The sequence below is a fragment of the Micromonospora sp. RTBAU3-60 genome, assembly GCF_054963695.1.
In genome coordinates this window covers 143,543-161,767 of sequence record NZ_JBUEGB010000015.1, presented here as the reverse complement: position 1 = coordinate 161,767, position 18,225 = coordinate 143,543, and the positions used below count along the sequence as shown (strand labels likewise).

General features: G+C 74.8%; 12 protein-coding genes. 9 read left to right on the top strand and 3 right to left on the bottom strand.

The window, feature by feature from the left end; all coding sequences use genetic code 11:
- The 3 genes from ACY34I_RS17645 to ilvA are packed head-to-tail and all read left to right on the top strand — an operon-like array spanning nt 1 to nt 3,594.
- Nucleotides 1-1,413 carry an amidase gene (locus ACY34I_RS17645; RefSeq protein ID WP_462756086.1) on the top strand — a complete coding sequence of 471 codons (1,413 nt, stop codon included), beginning with the start codon at nt 1-3 and terminating at the stop codon, nt 1,411-1,413.
- Nucleotides 1,414-1,456: 43 nt separating this feature from the next.
- A complete protein-coding gene (locus ACY34I_RS17640; RefSeq protein ID WP_462756085.1) occupies nt 1,457-2,377 on the top strand; it encodes a DUF4328 domain-containing protein in 921 nt (306 codons plus the stop codon).
- Complete coding sequence (gene ilvA, locus ACY34I_RS17635; protein ID WP_148798957.1) at nt 2,374-3,594, top strand: threonine ammonia-lyase; 1,221 nt, start codon at nt 2,374-2,376, stop codon at nt 3,592-3,594. The genes ACY34I_RS17640 and ilvA overlap by 4 nt, the downstream gene beginning before the upstream one ends.
- Nucleotides 3,595-3,812: 218 nt before the next feature.
- Here the strand turns inward: ilvA and greA are convergent, their stop codons facing one another.
- Both greA and ACY34I_RS17625 read right to left on the bottom strand, forming a co-directional pair.
- Entirely contained in the window at nt 3,813-4,313 is a 501-nt protein-coding gene (gene greA / locus ACY34I_RS17630) for a transcription elongation factor GreA (protein ID WP_462756084.1), read from the bottom strand.
- 143 nt (nt 4,314-4,456) lie between these two features.
- Complete coding sequence (locus tag ACY34I_RS17625) at nt 4,457-4,891, bottom strand: DUF4307 domain-containing protein (protein WP_462756083.1); 435 nt, start codon at nt 4,889-4,891, stop codon at nt 4,457-4,459.
- 211 nt (nt 4,892-5,102) lie between these two features.
- Between ACY34I_RS17625 and mca the strand changes: the two genes are divergently transcribed.
- From mca to purE, 6 genes are all read left to right on the top strand, one after another.
- Nucleotides 5,103-5,984, top strand: a complete 882-nt coding sequence (mca, locus tag ACY34I_RS17620) for a mycothiol conjugate amidase Mca (protein ID WP_148798951.1) — start codon at nt 5,103-5,105, stop codon at nt 5,982-5,984.
- 48 nt (nt 5,985-6,032) lie between these two features.
- Nucleotides 6,033-6,326, top strand: a complete 294-nt coding sequence (locus ACY34I_RS17615; RefSeq protein ID WP_462756082.1) for a hypothetical protein — start codon at nt 6,033-6,035, stop codon at nt 6,324-6,326.
- 221 nt (nt 6,327-6,547) lie between these two features.
- Nucleotides 6,548-9,037 (top strand): putative bifunctional diguanylate cyclase/phosphodiesterase, encoded by a 2,490-nt coding sequence (locus ACY34I_RS17610; RefSeq protein WP_462756106.1) that lies wholly within the window; start codon nt 6,548-6,550, stop codon nt 9,035-9,037.
- A gap of 119 nt (nt 9,038-9,156) precedes the next feature.
- Nucleotides 9,157-11,196 carry a thioredoxin domain-containing protein gene (locus tag ACY34I_RS17605; RefSeq protein WP_462756081.1) on the top strand — a complete coding sequence of 680 codons (2,040 nt, stop codon included), beginning with the start codon at nt 9,157-9,159 and terminating at the stop codon, nt 11,194-11,196.
- Between the two features lie 46 nt (nt 11,197-11,242).
- On the top strand, nt 11,243-12,403 hold the full coding sequence (locus ACY34I_RS17600) for a 5-(carboxyamino)imidazole ribonucleotide synthase (protein WP_148798940.1): 1,161 nt from the start codon (nt 11,243-11,245) through the stop codon (nt 12,401-12,403).
- A complete protein-coding gene (gene purE / locus ACY34I_RS17595) occupies nt 12,400-12,891 on the top strand; it encodes a 5-(carboxyamino)imidazole ribonucleotide mutase (RefSeq protein WP_462756080.1) in 492 nt (163 codons plus the stop codon). The genes ACY34I_RS17600 and purE overlap by 4 nt, the downstream gene beginning before the upstream one ends.
- Nucleotides 12,892-13,135: 244 nt before the next feature.
- Here the strand turns inward: purE and ACY34I_RS17590 are convergent, their stop codons facing one another.
- Complete coding sequence (locus ACY34I_RS17590; RefSeq protein WP_462756079.1) at nt 13,136-18,037, bottom strand: SCO7613 C-terminal domain-containing membrane protein; 4,902 nt, start codon at nt 18,035-18,037, stop codon at nt 13,136-13,138.
- Between the last annotated feature and the right edge of the window lie 188 nt (nt 18,038-18,225).

Genomic DNA, 18,225 nt, shown 5'->3' with positions numbered 1-18,225 from the left:
ATGGCCGTGCCGGAGATCATGCCGACGACCTGGGTGGGGGCGACCGCCAAGCAGATCGCCCGGGGCGTACGCCGGGGTGACGTCTCCGCCACCCAGGTCGTGGCCGACCACCTCGACCACATCGCCCGCGCCGACGCCGACCTCGCCGCGTTCCGCACGGTACGCGGCGGGGAGGCGATCACCGAGGCGGAGAAGGTCGACGAGCAGGAGGACCTGGCCAACCTCCCGCTGGCCGGGGTGCCGGTCGCGGTCAAGGAGAACACCCCGGTGGCCGGCCTGCCCACCTGGAACGGCTCGGCCGCCGTGCGTACCCCCGTGGCGGAGGCCGACCACGAGGTGGTCCGGCGGCTGCGCGGCGCGGGCGCGGTGATCCTCGGGGTGACCCGGATGCCGGAGCTCGGCCTCTGGGCGGTCACCGACGACGAGACCGGGGTGACCCGGAACCCGTGGGACTTGCGGCGTACCCCGGGCGGCTCGTCCGGCGGCGCCGCCGCCGCGGTCGCCGCCGGCCTGGTGCCGATGGCGCACGGCAACGACGGCCTCGGCTCGATCCGCATCCCGGCCGCGTGCTGCGGCCTGGTCGGGCTCAAGCCCGGCCGGGGCGTGATCCCCTACCAGCTCGGCGCGGACGACTGGTTCGGCCTCGCCGAGCACGGCGTGCTGACCGGCACGGTCGCCGACGCGGTGGTCGGCTTCTCGGTGCTGGCCGGCCGCCGCCCCGACAAGCTGGTGCCGCCGCAGCGGCTGCGGGTGGGCGTCTCGCTGCGCTCGCCGGTCCGCGGCGTCTCGCCGGACGCGCCCAACCGGGACGCGGTGGCCGCCGCCGGCCGGCTGCTGGCCGCCGCCGGGCACGACACCGTCCCCGCCGAACCGGTCTACCCGACCTCGCTCGGCCTCAAGGGACTCGCCACCTGGTTCGCCGCGGCCGCCGCCGACGCACACGCCGCCGGGCTTCAGCGGGGCGGACTCCAGCGGCGCAGCCGCCGGCACATCGCGCTCGGCGAGTGGGCGCAGCGCCGGGGATACGTCCGCGAGGCGGACCGGATCGCCTGGCGCGAGCGTTCGGTGAACTTCTTCGCCGACCACTCGGTCGACCTGCTGCTCACCCCGGCGCTGGCCGGCCCGCCGCCGGAGGCCGAGGGCTGGTCCGGCCGGTCCTGGCTGGCCAACATGAAGGCCAACATCCGGTACGCCCCGTACGCCGCGCCGTGGAACATCGCCGGGCTGCCGGCGATCGTGGTGCCGGTCGGCCGCCGCCCGGACGGCCTGCCCGTCGCCGTGCAGTTCATCGGCCCGCCCGGCTCGGAGCTGCTTCTGCTCGGCGTCGCCGGCCAGTTCGAGATGCAGGCGCCGTGGCAGCGACACGCCCCCGACTACCCCCGGATCGGCACGGGGTCGCCGGCCCACGCTTGATCGTCTAGCGTGTGCGCACCCACGCACCCCTGGACGGTCACCGATGCGCTGCCACACCTGCGGGGACGAGACGTCTCCCAGCGACAACGAGTGCCAGAACTGCCACACCCCACACGGCCAGCCCGCCCTCACCCCGGGCGTGCCGACCTACTCGGTGCGGGGCATCGGCCTGGCCGCCTCGATCGCGGTCGGTGCGACCGCGCTGCTGTACCTGGTGGTGGCGCTCTTTCCGCTGGTCGGTGCCGTGCTGGCCGAGCGCGCGAGGGAGAGCCAGGACCCGGACGTGCTGCTCGGCGCGGTGCTGATCGAGGTGGTGCTCTCGCTGCCGTTCCTGCTGGCCTACCTGACCGCCGCCGTGCTGGTGATCATCTGGACCTGGCGGGCCCGGAAGAACCTGGACGCCTTCCCGGGCGCGCTGCCCCACCTCGGCGCCGGCTGGGCGATCGCCGGCTGGCTGGTGCCGTTCGCCAACTTCGTGGTGCCCGCCCGGGTGGTCGCCAACCTCGCCCGGGACAGCCTCTGGAAGCGGTTCACCCCCGGGCTGGTCTTCGTCTGGTGGGTGGCGTGGCTGGCCTTCAGCTTCGGGGAGCGCCTGGTCAGCCGGCGCGACGACCAGGCGTACGGCCGGCTGCCCGAGCAGCCCATGTTCGACACCGAGTTCAAGTGGTACGCCGACTACTACCGGGAGGCGCTGGGGTGGCACCTGATCCCGCTGGTCGCCTGCCTGGTCGCTGCGGGGTCGCTGATCGTGCTGATCCGGCGGATCTCCACCGCCCAGGAACAGCGGATCGCCCTCGGCCGGCCGGCCTGGCCCGCCCACCCCGGCTGGCCGGTGCCCGGCGCGCCGCAAAGCTACGCCTACCCGGCGCAGCCGGTCACCGGGCCGTCGCCGCAGGGAGTGACCGATCCGACGGTGGCGTCGCCGCAGGTTCCGCCGGGGGTGGGTGGCACGATCGGGGCATGACGGAACTGGTCGGTCTCGCCGACGTACGGGCCGCGCGGGAACTGCTCGCCGGCGTCACCCGCACCACCCCGCTGGAGCCCTCCCGGCCGCTCAGCGCCGCGCTCGGCGGGCCGGCGTGGCTGAAGTGCGAGAACGTGCAACGCGCCGGGTCGTACAAGGTGCGCGGGGCGTACGTGCGGATCTCGCGGCTGTCGGCGGAGGAGCGGGAACGCGGCGTGGTCGCGGCGAGCGCCGGCAACCACGCGCAGGGGGTGGCGCTCGCCGCCGGCCTGGTCGGCACCCACGCCACCGTCTTCATGCCGGTGAACGCGCCGCTGCCCAAGGTGGCCGCCACCAAGGGGTACGGCGCCACGGTCGAGCTGGTCGGCAACACGGTGGACGAGTCGCTGGTGGCGGCGCAGACCTTCGCCGAGCGGACCGGGGCCGTGTTCATCCACCCGTTCGACCATCCGGACGTCATCGCCGGCCAGGGCACGGTGGCGCTGGAGATCCTCGAACAGTGCCCGGACGTGAAGACCATCGTCACCGGGGTGGGTGGTGGCGGTCTGATCTCCGGCATCGCGGTGGTGGCCAAGGCGCTGCGTCCCGATGTACGGGTGATCGGGGTCCAGGCGGCCACCGCCGCCGCCTTCCCGCCCTCGCTCAAGGCCGGTGAGCCGGTCCGCCTGTCGTCGTTCTCGACGATCGCCGACGGCATCGCCGTCGGCCGTCCCGGCGAGCTGACCTTCACCCACGTCCGCAAGCTCGTCGACGACGTCGTCACCGTCTCCGAGGAGGACATCTCCCGGGCCCTGCTGATGCTGCTGGAGCGCGGCAAGCAGGTGGTGGAGCCGGCCGGCGCGGTCGGCGTGGCCGCGCTGCTGGCCGGGGTGGTCCAGGTGGAGGCACCGGTGGTGGCGGTGCTCTCCGGCGGCAACATCGACCCGCTGCTCATGCTCCGGGTGATCGAGCACGGCCTGGCGGCGGCCGGCCGCTACCTGCGCGTGACCGTCCGTTGCACGGATCGGCCGGGTCAGCTCGCCTCGCTGCTGCACGAGATCGCCGAGCACCGGGCCAACGTGGTCGACGTGGAACACCAGCGGGCCAACCCGCACCTGCGTCTCGGCGAGGTGGAGGTGGCGCTGTCGGTGGAGACCCGCGGCGTGGAGCACTCGGACACGCTGATCAGCGCCCTGCGGGCCAGCGGCTACCAGGTGGTGTTCGCCGGCGAGTCGTGATCTCGGTCCTGTCCCGACCGGCGACGGGACCGGCCGGATGAGCCCGCCCGGGGCCTGCTGCCACGGGACGGCCCGGCCGGATGAGCCCGCCTGGGGCCTGAGAAGACGCGACCGCCCCGGCCGGTGGGCCGGGGCGGTCGAAGGTGGCTCGGGTCCGAGGAGCCTGTCAGCCTCGGTCGGGTCGAACCCGAGCCGTCCGGCGCGGGTCCGGTTGGCTCTTAGCCGGAGAACGGCTCGAACTTGACGACAGTCACCTTGATATCGGCGCCGCTCGGCGCCGTGTAGGTGCAGGTCTGGCCCGACTTACCGCCCAGGATCGCCTTGCCGAGCGCGGACTCGGGGCTGTAGACGGTCAGGTCGGTGGTGGAGGCGATCTCCCGGGAGCCGAGCAGGAAGGTCTCGGTGTCGTCGGCGTCGTCGTCGAAGTAGATCGTCACGACCATGCCGGGCGACACGGCGTCGGCCGTCGGCGCCTCGCCGACCTTGGCGGTGCGGAGCAGCTCCTTCAGGTAGAGGATGCGGCCCTCCGCCTTGCCCTGCTCTTCGCGGGCGGCGTGGTAGCCCCCGTTCTCCCGCAGGTCGCCCTCCTCCCGCCGGGCGTTGATCTCGGCGGCGATGACCGGCCGGTTGGCGATCAGCTCATCGAGCTCGGCCTGCAGGCGGTCGAAAGCGTCCTGGGACAGCCAGGTGGCGGGCGCCTCGTTGCCATTGGTGGACACAGGCGTTCTCCTCGGTTGGTGCGGACTGGCTGACAGGTGAACTATCAAGTTACCAGTGCCGGACCGATCCGGGTGTCGACGATCACGACGGGTGCCGGTGGCGGGACCCGTCGTAAGGGTTCGAGCAGGTGGGAGCGGGCGGCTCAGCCGGCCGGCCGGCAGCGCAGGACCTCGCCGATGAACGGGCGGGCGGTGGTGGGCACCTCGTGCCGGGCGGTGACGTGTCGCTCACCGGGACGGGCGGCCACGGTGGCCTCGACGCGACCCACCTCGACCCCGTCGTGTGCGCGGGCTCGCAGCACGCAGGTCGCCGAGCCGCCCGGGGGCACGGTGACCCGGAAGTCGACGACCACCCGCGAGTCGGTGATTCCGGTGTACGTGATCATCTGGGCCCGGTAGTCGGGGTCGCCGTACTGGGCGTAGAGCTTGGTGGCGGCCAGCCCGAGCACCGCCAGCAGGACGGCCGCGGACAGGGCCAGCAGGAGCGGACGGCGGCGCCCCGGCTCCCGGCGACGGCCGTAGCGGCCGGGCGGGAAGACCGGCGTACCCGGTGCGATTGTGGCGTGCGTCTCGCTCACCGGCGGGTATCTCCTGGCGTTGTTGTCGTGGGCATCGGCAAGAATGGCAGAGTCCATCTTCCCAGCCCGGGCACTCAACCAAGGATGGCAGGTCGGCGGGGCCGCCGACCGGCCGGTACGGGGTTTCCGCGGGCACGGGGGGAGATTCCGGCAGGTCAGCCGGTCGACCCCGACGGGTCCGGCCGGTCGGCACAGACGAGGAGCACCGAAGGTGGCAGAGCAGCTGCGTCTGATGGCCGTGCACGCCCATCCCGACGACGAGTCGAGCAAGGGCGCCGCGACCATGGCGAAATACGTCGCCGAGGGGGTGGATGTCCTGGTCGTGACCTGCACCGGCGGCGAGCGCGGCAGCGTGCTCAACCCCAAGATGGACCGGCCGGACGTCTGGGCCAACATCGGCGAGATCCGCCGCGCCGAGATGGACGCGGCCCGGGCGATCCTCGGCGTCGAGCAGGCCTGGCTGGGCTTCGTCGACTCCGGGCTGCCCGAGGGCGACCCGCTGCCGCCGCTGCCGGAAGGCTGCTTCGCCCTCCAGGACGTCGAGGTGGCCGCCGCGCCGCTGGTGCGGCTGATGCGCCAGTTCCGTCCGCACGTCGTCACCACGTACGACGAGGAGGGCGGCTACCCGCACCCCGACCACATCATGACCCACAAGGTGACCGTCGCCGCGTTCGAGGCGGCCGGCGACCCGGATCGCCACCCGGACCTCGGCGAGCCGTGGCAGCCGCTGAAGCTCTACTACGACATCGGCTTCTCCCGCGGCAAGATCATGGCCCTGCACGAGGCGATGCTCGCCGCCGGGCTCGAGTCGCCGTACGAGGACTGGCTCAAGCGCTGGGAGGATCGCCCGGACAAGGGGCCGCGGATCACCACCCGGGTGGAGTGCGCGGAATACTTCCCGGTGCGCGACGACGCCCTGCGCGCCCACGCCACCCAGATCGACCCGGACGGCTTCTGGTTCCACGTGCCGATGGAGCTCCAGCGGCGTGCCTGGCCGACCGAGGACTTCCAGCTCGCCCGCTCCCTGGTCGACAGCCCGCTGCCCGAGTCCGACCTCTTCGCCGGGGTCCGCGAGACGTGCGATGCCCACTGATCTCCCCGCGGGCTACCCTGGTCAGCAACCGCACATCGGAGGAACGCCATGTTGACCACCGCCCAGGTGCTCGCGGAGAACAACTTCGGTGACACCCGCACGGGTGGCCTGGCCGGTCCGATGGGCCTCTTCCTCATCGTGCTGCTGGCCATCGTCACCATCCTGCTGATCCGCAACATGAACGCCCGGCTGCGCCGACTGCCCGACCGCTTCCCGCAGCAGGCCGGTCCGGCCGACCGGGACCGGACCGATGCGACGGTCGCCGATCCGACAGACGGGATCGCCTCGCAGGAATCACCGACGAATGCTCCCAACGGCTCTCAGCAGCGCCGGAACGGGTAGTCGGCACGTGAATCACGCCGAAGCCGGTGGTCGCCCCCTGTTGCGACCACCGGCTTTGGCTTAGCCTTCCGCCGGGGGGACCGAAAGGCCCCAGCCGTGCGCGGAAGGGGGGCGCCGATGTCCTTGGCAGCCGTGGCCGCCCACCGTGCCCTCGGACCGCCCGTGGACGGGGTGGGCCGGTGACCTCCGGCCGGGACGGTCACCCTCCGGATCGGTGGGGCCTGCGCGGCACCCCCTCCGGGGTGCTTCTGCTGACCTGTGCCGTCGCGGTGACCGCCCTGGTGGCCGCCGTGCTCGGCCTCACCGTGCCCGCATCCCTCCCGGCGGGCAACCCGCTGCCGGCCCCCGCCCGGTTCGGCATCGCGGTCGCCGCGTTCGCCGTCGCCCAGCTCGCCCGCCTGCGCTTCCGGACCGCAGCCGGGATGGTCAGCATCACCTGGGGCGAGGCAGCCCTCATCGTCTGCCTCTATCTCGTACCGGCCGGGTGGCTGCCGGCCGCGGCCCTGCTCGGCACCGGGGCCGCCTGGACCGCGATGTCCCTGCTCGCCGACCGCCGGCCGGTGCTGGAACTGGTCCGGATCGCCGGTTCGCTGACCGCCGCCACCGCGCTCGCGGCCGCAGTGGCCAGTGCGCTCGGCCGGCCGCTGCTCGCCGCGCCGACCCCCGAGCTCGCCCTCGCGCTGACCGCCGGCTCGGTCACCTACCTGCTCACCACCGCCTGGCTCGGCGCGGCCACCGTGGCGCTGCGGCACGGGGTGCCGATCGGGCCGCCGCTGCTCGCGGCGCTCCGGGGCAAGCTGCTCATGTTCGTCGGCAACGTGGCCGTCGGCCTGGTGGTGGTCGCGCTGCTGGAGATCGACGCCCGCTGGCTGCTGCTCCTGCCCCCGCCGCTCTGGCTGCTCCAGCAGACCTACCGCCACCGGCTCCGGTCCGACCAGGAACGGCGCACCTGGCGGGCGTTCGCCGAGGCCACCGCCGCGCTGAACCAGCTCGACGAGCGGGGTGTGGCGACCGCCGCGGTGACCGGGGCGCTCACCCTCTTCGGCGCCGAGCTGGTCGAGGTGGACGTGGCCCGGGGCGACGGCCGGTGGCGGCGCTACCGGGCGGACACCGGCGGCCAGGTACGCGACCGCGAGGTGCCGCCCCCGGCGCCTACCGAGTCGAGCGATCACGAGTTGATCCGGCCGCTGACCGTGGGCAGCGCCGCGGTCGGCCAGCTGCGGATCCTGTTTCCCCGGTCGGCCCCGCCCAGCGCCCGGGAGCGGGACGCCGTCGCCGCGTTCGGCGACGCCCTGGCCGCCGCCCTGCACGACGCGGCGACCCACCGCGAGCTGCGGCTGGTCACCGCCCGGTCGTCGTACGAGGCGGTGCACGACCAGCTCACCGGGCTGTTCAACCGGGCCGCCCTGCTCACCAAGGGCGACCAGACGCTGCGGCAGCTCGCCCACGACCACCCGGTGGCGCTGCTGCTGCTCGACGTCAACCAGTTCAAGGAGGTCAACGACACGCTCGGGCACGCGGCCGGGGACCAGCTGCTGCGGCTGACCGCCAACCGGCTGGCCGCCCTGACCCGCCCCGGTGACCTGCTCGGCCGGCTCGGCGGCGACGAGTTCGCCCTGCTGCTGACCGAGGTTCCGGTGGTCGACGACCGGACCGCTCCGCTGGCGTACGCGCTGCGCCAGGCCCGGGAGATCGCCGAGCGGCTCGCCACCCCGACCGAGGTGGCGGGCGTTCGGATGTCCGTCGAGGTGGCGGTCGGTGTGGTGGTCGCCGACGCGGGCACCGCGGACCTGACCGAGCTGCTGCGCCGGGCCGACATCGCCATGTACCAGGCGAAGGAGGGCGGCGGCAGCGTCGCCGCGTACGACAGCTCCCGGGACGCGGCGAGCACCGACCACCTGGCGCTCCTCGCGGAGCTGCGGGAGGCCCTGGAGGCCGACGACCAGCTGGTGCTGGCGTTGCAGCCGGCGGTGGACCTGGCCACCGGCGCCCCGACCGGGGTGGAGGCGTTGATCCGCTGGCGGCACCCGCGGCGGGGGTGGCTCGGGCCGGCCGACTTCATCCGCCCCGTGGAGAACAGCGAGCAGCTGGGCAGCTTCACCCGGTACGTGCTGGACAAGGCGCTGGGGGTGGCCGCCGAGTGGGGCCGGGCGGGCCTGGACGTGCCGATCTCGGTCAACCTGTCGGCGCGCAGCCTGCTCGATCCGCGGCTGCCGGCGGAGATCGGCGAGGCGTTGCGCCGGCACCAGGTTCCGCCGCACCGGCTGGTCCTGGAGATCACCGAGACGGTGGTGATGAGCGAGCTGGAGGTCATCGACGAGGTGCTCGCCATGCTGCGGTCCATGGGGGTGCAGCTTGCCGTCGACGACTTCGGCACCGGCTTCTCGTCGCTGACCTTCCTGACCCGGATCGCCGTCGATGAACTCAAGGTCGACCGCTCCTTCGTGATCCGGATGGCCGACTCGCCGGAGGCGGCGGCGATCGTCCGGACCACCGTCGGGCTCGCCCATGAGCTGGGCCTGCGGGTGGTGGCCGAGGGCGTGGAGACGGCCGAGCAGCGGACCGCGCTGGCCGAGCTGGGCTGCACCGCCGCCCAGGGTTACCACTTCTTCAAGCCGATGCCGGCGGAGAAGATCGGGGCGGTGCTGGGCTCGCTGCTAGACACCGCCCGCGGCAACGTTCTCCCGCTGCGCGCCGACGGCGCCTCCTGACGCCTCGTCGGCTCCCGGGCGGCGTCGCCTGATCGGGCGCCGGTCGGGTCGGGGCCGCATCCCCGGCCCGGCGGTCCGCTCCCGCAGCAACGGCGGGGCGCGCTCGATATGGTCGTCGGGTGAACCGACTCGCCAACGCCACCTCGCCGTACCTGCTCCAGCACGCCGACAACCCGGTCGACTGGTGGCCCTGGTGTGACGAGGCGTTCTCGGAGGCGAAGCGGCGGGACGTCCCGGTGATCATCTCGGTCGGATACGCGGCCTGCCACTGGTGCCACGTGATGGCGCACGAGTCGTTCGAGAACGAGGCCGTCGCCCGGCTCATGAACGAGGACTTCGTCTCGATCAAGGTGGACCGGGAGGAACGCCCCGACGTCGACGCTGTCTACATGACCGCCACCCAGGCGATGACCGGCCAGGGTGGCTGGCCGATGACCGTCTTCGCCGCCCCGGACGGCACGCCCTTCTTCTGCGGCACCTACTTCCCGCGGCCGAACTTCATTCGCCTCCTCGGCTCGGTCGCCACGGCGTGGCGGGACCAGCGGGAAGACGTCCTGCGGCAGGGCGCTGCCGTGGTGGAGGCGATCGGCGGCGCCCAGGCCGTGGGTGGCCTGACCGCCCCGCTCACCGCCGAGCTGCTGGACGCCGCCGCGGACCAGCTCGCCCGGGAGTACGACGAGACGAACGGCGGGTTCGGTGGAGCGCCCAAGTTCCCGCCGCACATGAACCTGCTCTTCCTGCTCCGGCACCACCAGCGCACCGGCTCGGCGCGGAGCCTGGAGATCGTCCGGCACACCGCCGAGGCGATGGCCCGGGGCGGCATCTACGACCAGCTCGCCGGCGGCTTTGCCCGCTACTCTGTGGACGGCCACTGGACGGTGCCGCACTTCGAGAAGATGCTCTACGACAACGCGCTGCTGCTGCGGGTCTACACGCAGCTCTGGCGGCTCACCGGCGACCCGCTGGCCCGCCGGGTGGCCCGGGACACCGCGCGGTTCCTCGCCGACGAGCTGCACCGGCCCGGCGAGGGCTTCGCCTCCGCGCTGGACGCGGACACCCAGGGCGTGGAGGGCCTCACCTACGTCTGGACCCCGGCCCAACTGGTCGAGGTGCTGGGGGAGGAGGACGGCCGCTTCGCCGCCGATCTGTTCGGGGTGACCGAGCAGGGCACCTTTGAGCACGGCACCAGCGTGCTGCGGCTGGCCCGGGACGTGGACGCCGCCGACCCGGAGATCCGGGCCCGCTGGCAGGACGTGGTGGGACGGTTGCTGGCCGCTCGGGACACCCGCCCCCAGCCGGCCCGGGACGACAAGGTGGTGGCCGCCTGGAACGGCCTGGCGATCACCGCGATCGCCGAGTTCCAGCAGGTCGCCGCGCTGTACGCGTCCCCGGACGACGAGGACGCGAACCTGATGGAGGGCGTCACCATCGTGTCCGACGGCGCGATGCGGGACGCCGCCGAGCACCTGGCCACCGTGCACGTCGTAAACGGCCGGCTGCGCCGGGTCTCCCGGGACAAGGTCGTCGGCGAGCCGGCCGGCGTGCTGGAGGACTACGGCTGCGTGGCCGAGGCGTTCTGCGCGCTGCACCAGCTCACCGGTGAGGGGCGCTGGCTGACGCTGGCCGGCCAGCTCCTGGACGTGGCGCTGGCCCGGTTCGCCGCCCCCGACGGCGGCTTCTACGACACCGCCGACGACGCGGAGCGGCTGGTCACCCGGCCGGCCGACCCCACCGACAACGCCACCCCGTCCGGCCGGTCGGCGATCGTCGCGGCGCTCGTGGCGTACGCGGCGTTGAGCGGTGAGACCCGGTACCGGGAGGCCGCCGAGGCCACCCTGTCGACGGTCGCGCCGATCGTCGGGCGGCACGCCCGGTTCACCGGGTACGCGGCCACCGTCGGCGAGGCGCTGCTCTCCGGGCCGTACGAGATCGCGGTGGTGACCGACGACCGGGCGGGCGACCCGCTGGTGGCCGCCGCCCACCGGCACGCCCCGCCCGGTGCGGTGGTGGTGGCCGGCCGCGCCGACCAGCCCGGCGTGCCGCTGCTGGCCGAGCGGCCGGCGGTGGACGGGGGCTCCACCGCGTACGTCTGCCGGGGGTTTGTCTGCGATCGGCCGGTAACCTCCGTCGACGACCTGGTTGCCCAGCTCGGCGGCTGACTCCGGCGGCGGGGCCGGGCAGCCGCCCCGATAGGCTGGTGGCGCTATGGATTCCCGTACCGGACTGCCTGTCGTCGGCATGGTGGGCGGTGGCCAGCTGGCCCGAATGACCCACCAGGCCGCCATCGCCCTCGGCCAGTCGCTGCGCGTGCTGGCTCTCGCCCCGGACGACGGCGCGGCCCTGGTCGCGGCCGACGTCCAGTACGGCGACCACACCGACCTCGCCGCGCTGCGCACCTTCGCCAAGGGCTGCGATGTGGTCACCTTCGACCACGAGCATGTGCCCACCGGGCACATCCGCACCCTCGCCGAGGAGGGGGTGAAGCTCTTCCCGCCGGCCGAGGCGCTGGTGCACGCGCAGGACAAGCGGGTGATGCGCGAGCGGCTCGGCGAGCTGGGCGCGCCGAACCCGGCCTGGCGTCCCGTCGAGGCGCCCGCCGACCTGGTCGCCTTCGGTGAGGAGACCGGCTGGCCGGTGGTGCTGAAGGCGGCCCGGGGCGGTTACGACGGGCGGGGTGTCTGGCTGGTGGACGATGCCGGCCAGGCCGCCGAGCTGGCCACGACCCTGCTCGCCGGGGGCACCCGGCTGATCGTCGAGGAGCGGGTCGCGCTGCGGCGGGAGCTGGCGGTGCAGGTGGCCCGGTCGCCGTTCGGGCAGGTCGCCGTGTACCCGGTGGTGGAGACCGTGCAGCGGGACGGGATCTGCGTCGAGGTGCTCGCCCCGGCACCCGACCTGCCCGAGGAACTGGCGGTCGCGGCCCAGCAGCTCGCCATCGACCTGGCCACCGCGCTCGGCGTGGTCGGGCTGCTCGCCGTGGAGCTGTTCGAGACGCCCGATGGGCTGGTGGTGAACGAGCTGGCCATGCGCCCACACAATTCTGGGCACTGGACCATCGAGGGCGCCCGGACCTCCCAGTTCGAGCAGCACCTGCGGGCCGTGCTCGACTACCCGATGGGGGACACCTCGCTGACCGCGCCCGTCGTGGTGATGGCGAACGTGCTCGGTGGCGAGCCGGGCGGGATGCCCATCGACGAGCGGCTGCACCACCTCTTCGCCGCCGAGCCCGGGGCCAAGGTCCACCTGTACGGCAAGCAGGTCCGGCCCGGCCGCAAGATCGGACACGTCACGGTGCTGGGCAACGACCTGGACGACGTACGGGCCCGGGCCGCGCGAGCCGCCCGCTGGCTGCGGGAGGGGAAACAGTGAGCACGGTCGGGCTGATCATGGGCAGCGACTCGGACTGGCCGACCATGCAGGCCGCCGCCGAGGCACTCGCGGAGTTCGAGGTGCCGTACGAGGTCGGCGTGGTGTCTGCGCACCGCACCCCGGCCAAGATGATCGAGTACGGCCGGACCGCCGCCGAGCGGAGGCTCAAGGTGATCATCGCCGGGGCCGGTGGGGCGGCCCACCTGCCCGGCATGGTCGCCTCGGTCACGCCGTTGCCGGTCATCGGCGTGCCGGTGCCCCTCAAGTACCTCGACGGGATGGACTCGCTGCTCTCCATCGTGCAGATGCCGGCCGGCGTGCCGGTCGCCACGGTGTCGATCGGCAACGCGCGCAACGCCGGGCTGCTCGCCGTGCGGATCCTGGGCGCGTCGGACCCGGTGCTGCGCGAGCGGATGGCCGCGTACCAGGCGAGCCTGGAGGAACTGGTCGCCGAGAAGGAGGCGAACCTCCACGCCTCGCTCGGGTGACCTCGCCGGCGCGGTTGTCGTGCCGAGCCCCGGTACGACAACCGCCACCCGCTCGACGTGATCACGTACGGTAATAACGGGCTGCGTCAGGAGGCGAGCCGGGCCGGCGTAGGCCGTCGGGGCCGGCGAATAGGGGAACGGCCCTGCACCAGCACCTACGGCTCGTCGCCCGGCCGGCCGCCCCAGGCCCGCGCGGGCCTGGCGCGTTGAGCCTGCCCTGACGGTGGACGTCAGCCCCTCCGATTCAGCGCATGCCGCGCAGGGCGGTCTGCAGCCGCTCCTGGGCCCGGCGGCGGCGTTCATTGCTCGCGCCGAGCACCAGCAGGAGGATGCCGACCGGGATCAGCACCAGCCACGGGCCGAGGCTGATCAGCGCGTGCACCGCGGTCACCGCGGTGACCGTGGCGCCCACGATCACCGGTGCCTGCTGCCGGCTGGTCGAGCCGAAGATCAGCACCGCTACGGCGCCGAGCAGCAGCAGCACCTGCCGCAGCATGCTGGTGTCGGTGGCCAGCACGATCGCCAGTGTCGGCAGGAACGCGGCGACCAGCGCCGGCCCGTACGCCACCCAGCTCGACAGGTCGGGCCGGTGACGCAGCTCCAGCACCCCGACCAGCAGGGCGAACAGGGCGAACGGCAGGGTGTACGCCTCGGGCAGCGCCACGTCGGCCACCCGCATGAGGATCCACCAGGCGGTGATCTCGCAGCCCACCACCGACCAGAACAGGATCCGCCGCTCCACCGGCCGGCGGCCCGGGCGGCCGGCCGCCACCCCGAGTACGGCACCCCAGGCGGCCAGCAGCGCCGCGATGTGCCGGGGCGAGTCGTACGCCAGCGCCAGCGCGATGAGCGCGGCCGCGTACCCGCTCCACTCCACCGTGGCCGACTCCCGGTACGCCTCGGGACGGCGTAGCCGGGGCAGCGTGGCGGCAAAGACCTGGAGTGCCGCCCCGACCGCGAGCACCCCGAACGCCGACCAGACGGCGGCGAGCCCGGCGACCAGGCCGAGGGTGAGCACGAACAGCTCGGCCATCAGCGAGGCGAACAGCCAGCCGAGGATGCGGGCCCGCTGGGTGGTGCCGAAGATCGCGGCGACGACGCCCACGCCGACCGCCCCGCCCAGCGTGAAGAGGGTCAGCTCCCGGGTGGCGAGGCTGCCGGCCAGCCCGGCGCCGCCGGCGGCCAGGCCGATGGCGAACACCAGCACCCGGGCGACCCGCAGCGAGCGGGCCGGCTCGACCAGCGGCGGGGGCGGGGTCAGCGCCAGACCGAGCATGGCGATGGTGAAGACCGCCAACCCGGCCAGCGCGGTCTGCGGCCAGCCGTGGCCGAGCGCCACAGGCGTGATCAGCAGGGTGACGGCCGCGCCGGGCAGCACCACCGGCACGGCCCGGGAGCGTCGGCCGCCGCTGAACCCGGTGGCGGCCAGCGCCGCCGTGGCGGTGAGCAGCAGGGCGGTCAGCACGTGCGTGGGGTCCACCGCCGCGGCGGGCGGGGTGAGCAGCTCGGGTGGGGCCCCGTGCCAGATCCGCGGCAGCACCCGGAACGGCTCGACCAGGGCCACCAACAGCGGCGGCGTCAGCGTCACCAGGGCCAGCGCGGTGGGCAGCACCGCCGCCGCGAGGGCGCCGGCGGCCGGGCTCACCCGCCAGCGCAGCTCGGTGCCGTCGTCGGGCAGCCGGCGCAACGCCCCGTCCAGCAGCACCGACCAGCGGCGTACCGGACGGGCCGACCCGACCGGCGGGGTGGTGGCGGCGCGGACCAGCTCGGCGAGCACGCCGAGCAGCGCCGCTGCGGCGGCGTAGACGCCGGAGGGCAGGCGGGCGATCACGGCGGCCACTGCGCTGACGGTGGCACCGCCCACCACGGCCACGCTCGCGTACGGGAGGAACTGCGGGACCTGCCGGCGGGCCGCCGCCACCGCGGCCAGGCCGATGCTGGACGCGGCGAGCGCGGCGGTGAGCACCACCTGTGGGGAGCGGCCGAACTCGGCGGCCAGGGCGGCCACCGCCCCGGGCAGGGCGAGCAGGGCGGCGCCCACTGCCGCGCCGCCCACCTGCACCAGGTGCGGCGGCATCCCCTCGGTCCGGAGGTCCTCGACGAGCGCCGGCGCGAGCACCCGGGCGAGGACGGCCACCACCACGCCGATCAGCGCGATGCTGCCCAGCGCCAGCGCGGTGGTCCACGGGCGGACCAGGCCGGCGCCGGCGGCGTGCAGGGCGACCACGCCCGCCACGGTGGCCCGGGAGAGCGCGGCCCGGGGGTCGAGCGAGGCGACCGCCGCCATCCCGCAGACCGTGGCGACCATGGCACCGACCAGGACCGGCGACCACCACGGCAGGTCGAACGCGGCCGGGGCGCCGATGGTGGCGAGCACGACGGCCGCCCCGGCGACGTCGTACTTCCACGGCGGCGGCAGCAGGATGCCGGCGGCCACCGCCAGCAGCGCCAGCGCGACGGGCGCCTGCCAGGTCGACCCGCCCGTCGGCGCGGCCGGCCAGCCGCTCAGGTCGCCGGCCCAGATCGGGCCGGGCGTGGCCAGCACCCCGACCCCGCCGCGCAGCGCGGTCCAGCCGGCGATGAGACCGATCAGCGTGCCGCCGACCGCGATGCCGAGGACAGGTCCGCGCCGCCACTCCTCGGGCATGGCCCGGGCGGCGACGGCGACCACCAGCACCAGCGCGGCCGCCACCACCAGTTGGCCGCCGGGCGCGAGCACGGCGGCGATCCGGACCAGGGTGGCGATCAAGGCCGCCGTGGTGGCCGCCAGGGCCAGGTCCGACCCGTCCAGCGTCAGGTCGGAACGGCGGCCGGCGTCGATCCGCGGGGCCAGCGCCAGCAGCGCGGCGGCGAGCAGCAGAAGCCCGCCGACCCAGGCGTCGGCGGTGGTGGCGCCCGGCGCTCCGAACGCGGCAGCGGCGACCGCCACCGCGCCCAGCACGGTGCCGATCGCGTGCGGTGCGCTGAGGTGTCGCTGCGCCACCTGGACGAGGGCGGCGTAGCCGAGGCTGACGCAGACGCCGAGGAAGCTTGCCGCCAGGATCGGGACGGTGACCTCGCGCAGGTTCGCCGGGGTGGGCGCCAGGTTGGTCGGCACGGTGGCGGCGACGAACGCGGCCACCGCCCCGGGCAGCGCGAACGCCGCCCCGCCGGCGGCCCAGCCGCAGACCGTGTCCGCCGCGGCCGCGGCGATCCGCACCCGGGGTGCCAGCGAGATCAGCGCGCCGGCCAGGCAGAGGGTGGTCAGCGCGGCGGCGGTGAGGGCCGGCCGGGCGAGCGCCGCTCCGGCGCCGATCACGCCCAGCGCGGCGGCGGTGGCGGCGTGCACCAGGGCCGAGCGCTTGGTGGCCGCGGCCAGTCCCAGGACGCCGATGCCCACGGCGGTCAGCAGCATCGGCCAGCACGCGGCCGCCCAGCCCAGCCCGAGGGAGGCGGGCACGGCGAGGGCGGTCAGCGCCGCCCCGACCACCGCGAAGTCGCGCCGGATCTCCGGCGGCAGGGCGACCACCGCGGCGACGGTGAACAGCAGCGCGCTCGCGGCGAGCTGCCACCCGGTCGGCCCGACCGCCGCCGCCAGCTCGGTGTGCCAGCGGCTCAGATCCGCCGACCAGGCGGGCAGCCCCGCGCGTACCGGCGCCAGCCCGGCGCGCAGCGCGCCGCCGGCCACCACCAGGCCGCTGACCGTCAGCGCCACGGCCGAGGCGAGCTGCGGACCGCGCCGGGCCTGCTCCGGTACGCCCCGGACGGCGAACCCGGCCAGCGCGATCACCGCGGCGATGAGCAGCAGCGACCGGCCGGGGAAGGCGACCGAGGCGACCCGCCCCAGCGCGCCGATCACCGCGAGGGTGACGATGCCGGCACCCAGGTCTGGCAACGGCGGCCGGCGCAGCACCAGGGCCCCGGCCAGCGCGGCCAGCGCGGCGAGCAGCAGCACGGCGCCCGTGGCGGCGGCCATCGGTACGGTGGCGGCGCGCAGCAGCGCGGTGACCGCGTACGCCAGGGCGACGGCGACCGTCCCACCGTGCAGCACCCAGGTCAGCTCCCGCAGCCAGGGCACCGGGCGGGCCGGCGGGAGGATCCCCTCGTCGGCCAGCTCCGCGCCGAGCACCTCGGCCGACTCCTCCGGGTCCGTCTCCGGGCGATCGTCGGCGCTGCGCTGCCGGGGTGGGGTGGGCGTGGGCGCGGGCGCCGGGGTGGGCAGGTCCCGCCGGACCGGCCGTTCGAGGACGACCGCCGAGCGGGCCAGAGCCAGGTCGACGACGGCCACCACGGTCAGCACCAGGGCCCAGCCGGCCGGCCCGGTGATCCGCTCGTACGCCAGCAGGGGCAGCACCGGTTGGGCGGCCAGGACGGTGGCGAAGCGGGATGCGCGTAGCCCGGTCCAGTGCGCGTACCCGAACGCGATCAGGGTGGTGACCAGGAAGATCGACCCGGCGAAGGCCGAGCCGGAGGCGCCGCCGATCCGGTCGACTGCCCACAGCGCGTACCCGGCCAGCGGCAGCAGCAGCAGGCCCACCGAGGCGATCGTCTCGGCGGTCGAGGTGAGCCCCCGGCGGGCCAGCACCGGCGGGGCGAGCAGCATCAGCACCGTCGCCAGCAGCAGCACGCCGAGCCGGGCCAGCGCGTCCAGCGAGCTGGTGGCGACCGCGGCGAAGACCACCGCCGCGACGCCCAGGAGCAGCGCGCCGAGCCCGAGGGGGATGTTCTGCACCTCGCGGGAGGACGCCTCCGGCGGGTGCTCCGGGTTGTCCACGTCGAGCCACTGCGGCCTGCCCCGGGGCGGGTGGTCGTCCGGGCCGGGCGGCGGGGTGCCCTGGCGGGGCACCCGGGGCGGGGCGCCGGTGGTGGCCGTGGGCGGGCGGCGGCCGGGCCGGCGGCGCAGCACCCGGCGGGGCCGGGTGGACTGCCGGACCCGTTCCTCACCGGCGTGGGCGAGGATGTCCCGCTGGAAGAGCGCGGCCTGCAGCTTGGCGGCGATCTGCCGCTGTTCGCGGGCGATCTCGGCGTCGCGGGCCTTCATCTCCGCGATCGAGCGTTCGATGTCGGCCAGGTGCTCGGCCCACTGTGGCTGGTCCGCCCCGCAGTGCGGGCAGATCACGGCCGGCTTGATCTCCCGCCCGCACGAGGCGCACCTGAAGGACTGCACGACACCCCTCCGTCCGGCCGGCCCGCACTGTGGACCCTCACTGTCGCAGCATGCCCTGACCGGGCGCGGATTTCGACAGTTGCCGGCGCGTTCGGGGCAACAAAAAGATCGCCGGGCCGCGACCGTCTCGGGTCGCGGCCCGGCGTCAGAGTGCGGAGCCGGAGGTCGGTCGACTGTTCCGGGTCGTG

What these genes read in the sequence shown, in the direction of transcription:
- ACY34I_RS17645 (WP_462756086.1), top strand. Translation starts at nt 1, where the DNA reads ATGGCCGTGCCGGAGATCATGCCGACGACCTGGGTGGGGGCGACCGCC.
- ACY34I_RS17640 (WP_462756085.1), top strand. Translation starts at nt 1,457, where the DNA reads ATGCGCTGCCACACCTGCGGGGACGAGACGTCTCCCAGCGACAACGAG.
- ilvA (WP_148798957.1), top strand. Translation starts at nt 2,374, where the DNA reads ATGACGGAACTGGTCGGTCTCGCCGACGTACGGGCCGCGCGGGAACTG.
- ACY34I_RS17615 (WP_462756082.1), top strand. Translation starts at nt 6,033, where the DNA reads ATGTTGACCACCGCCCAGGTGCTCGCGGAGAACAACTTCGGTGACACC.
- ACY34I_RS17600 (WP_148798940.1), top strand. Translation starts at nt 11,243, where the DNA reads ATGGATTCCCGTACCGGACTGCCTGTCGTCGGCATGGTGGGCGGTGGC.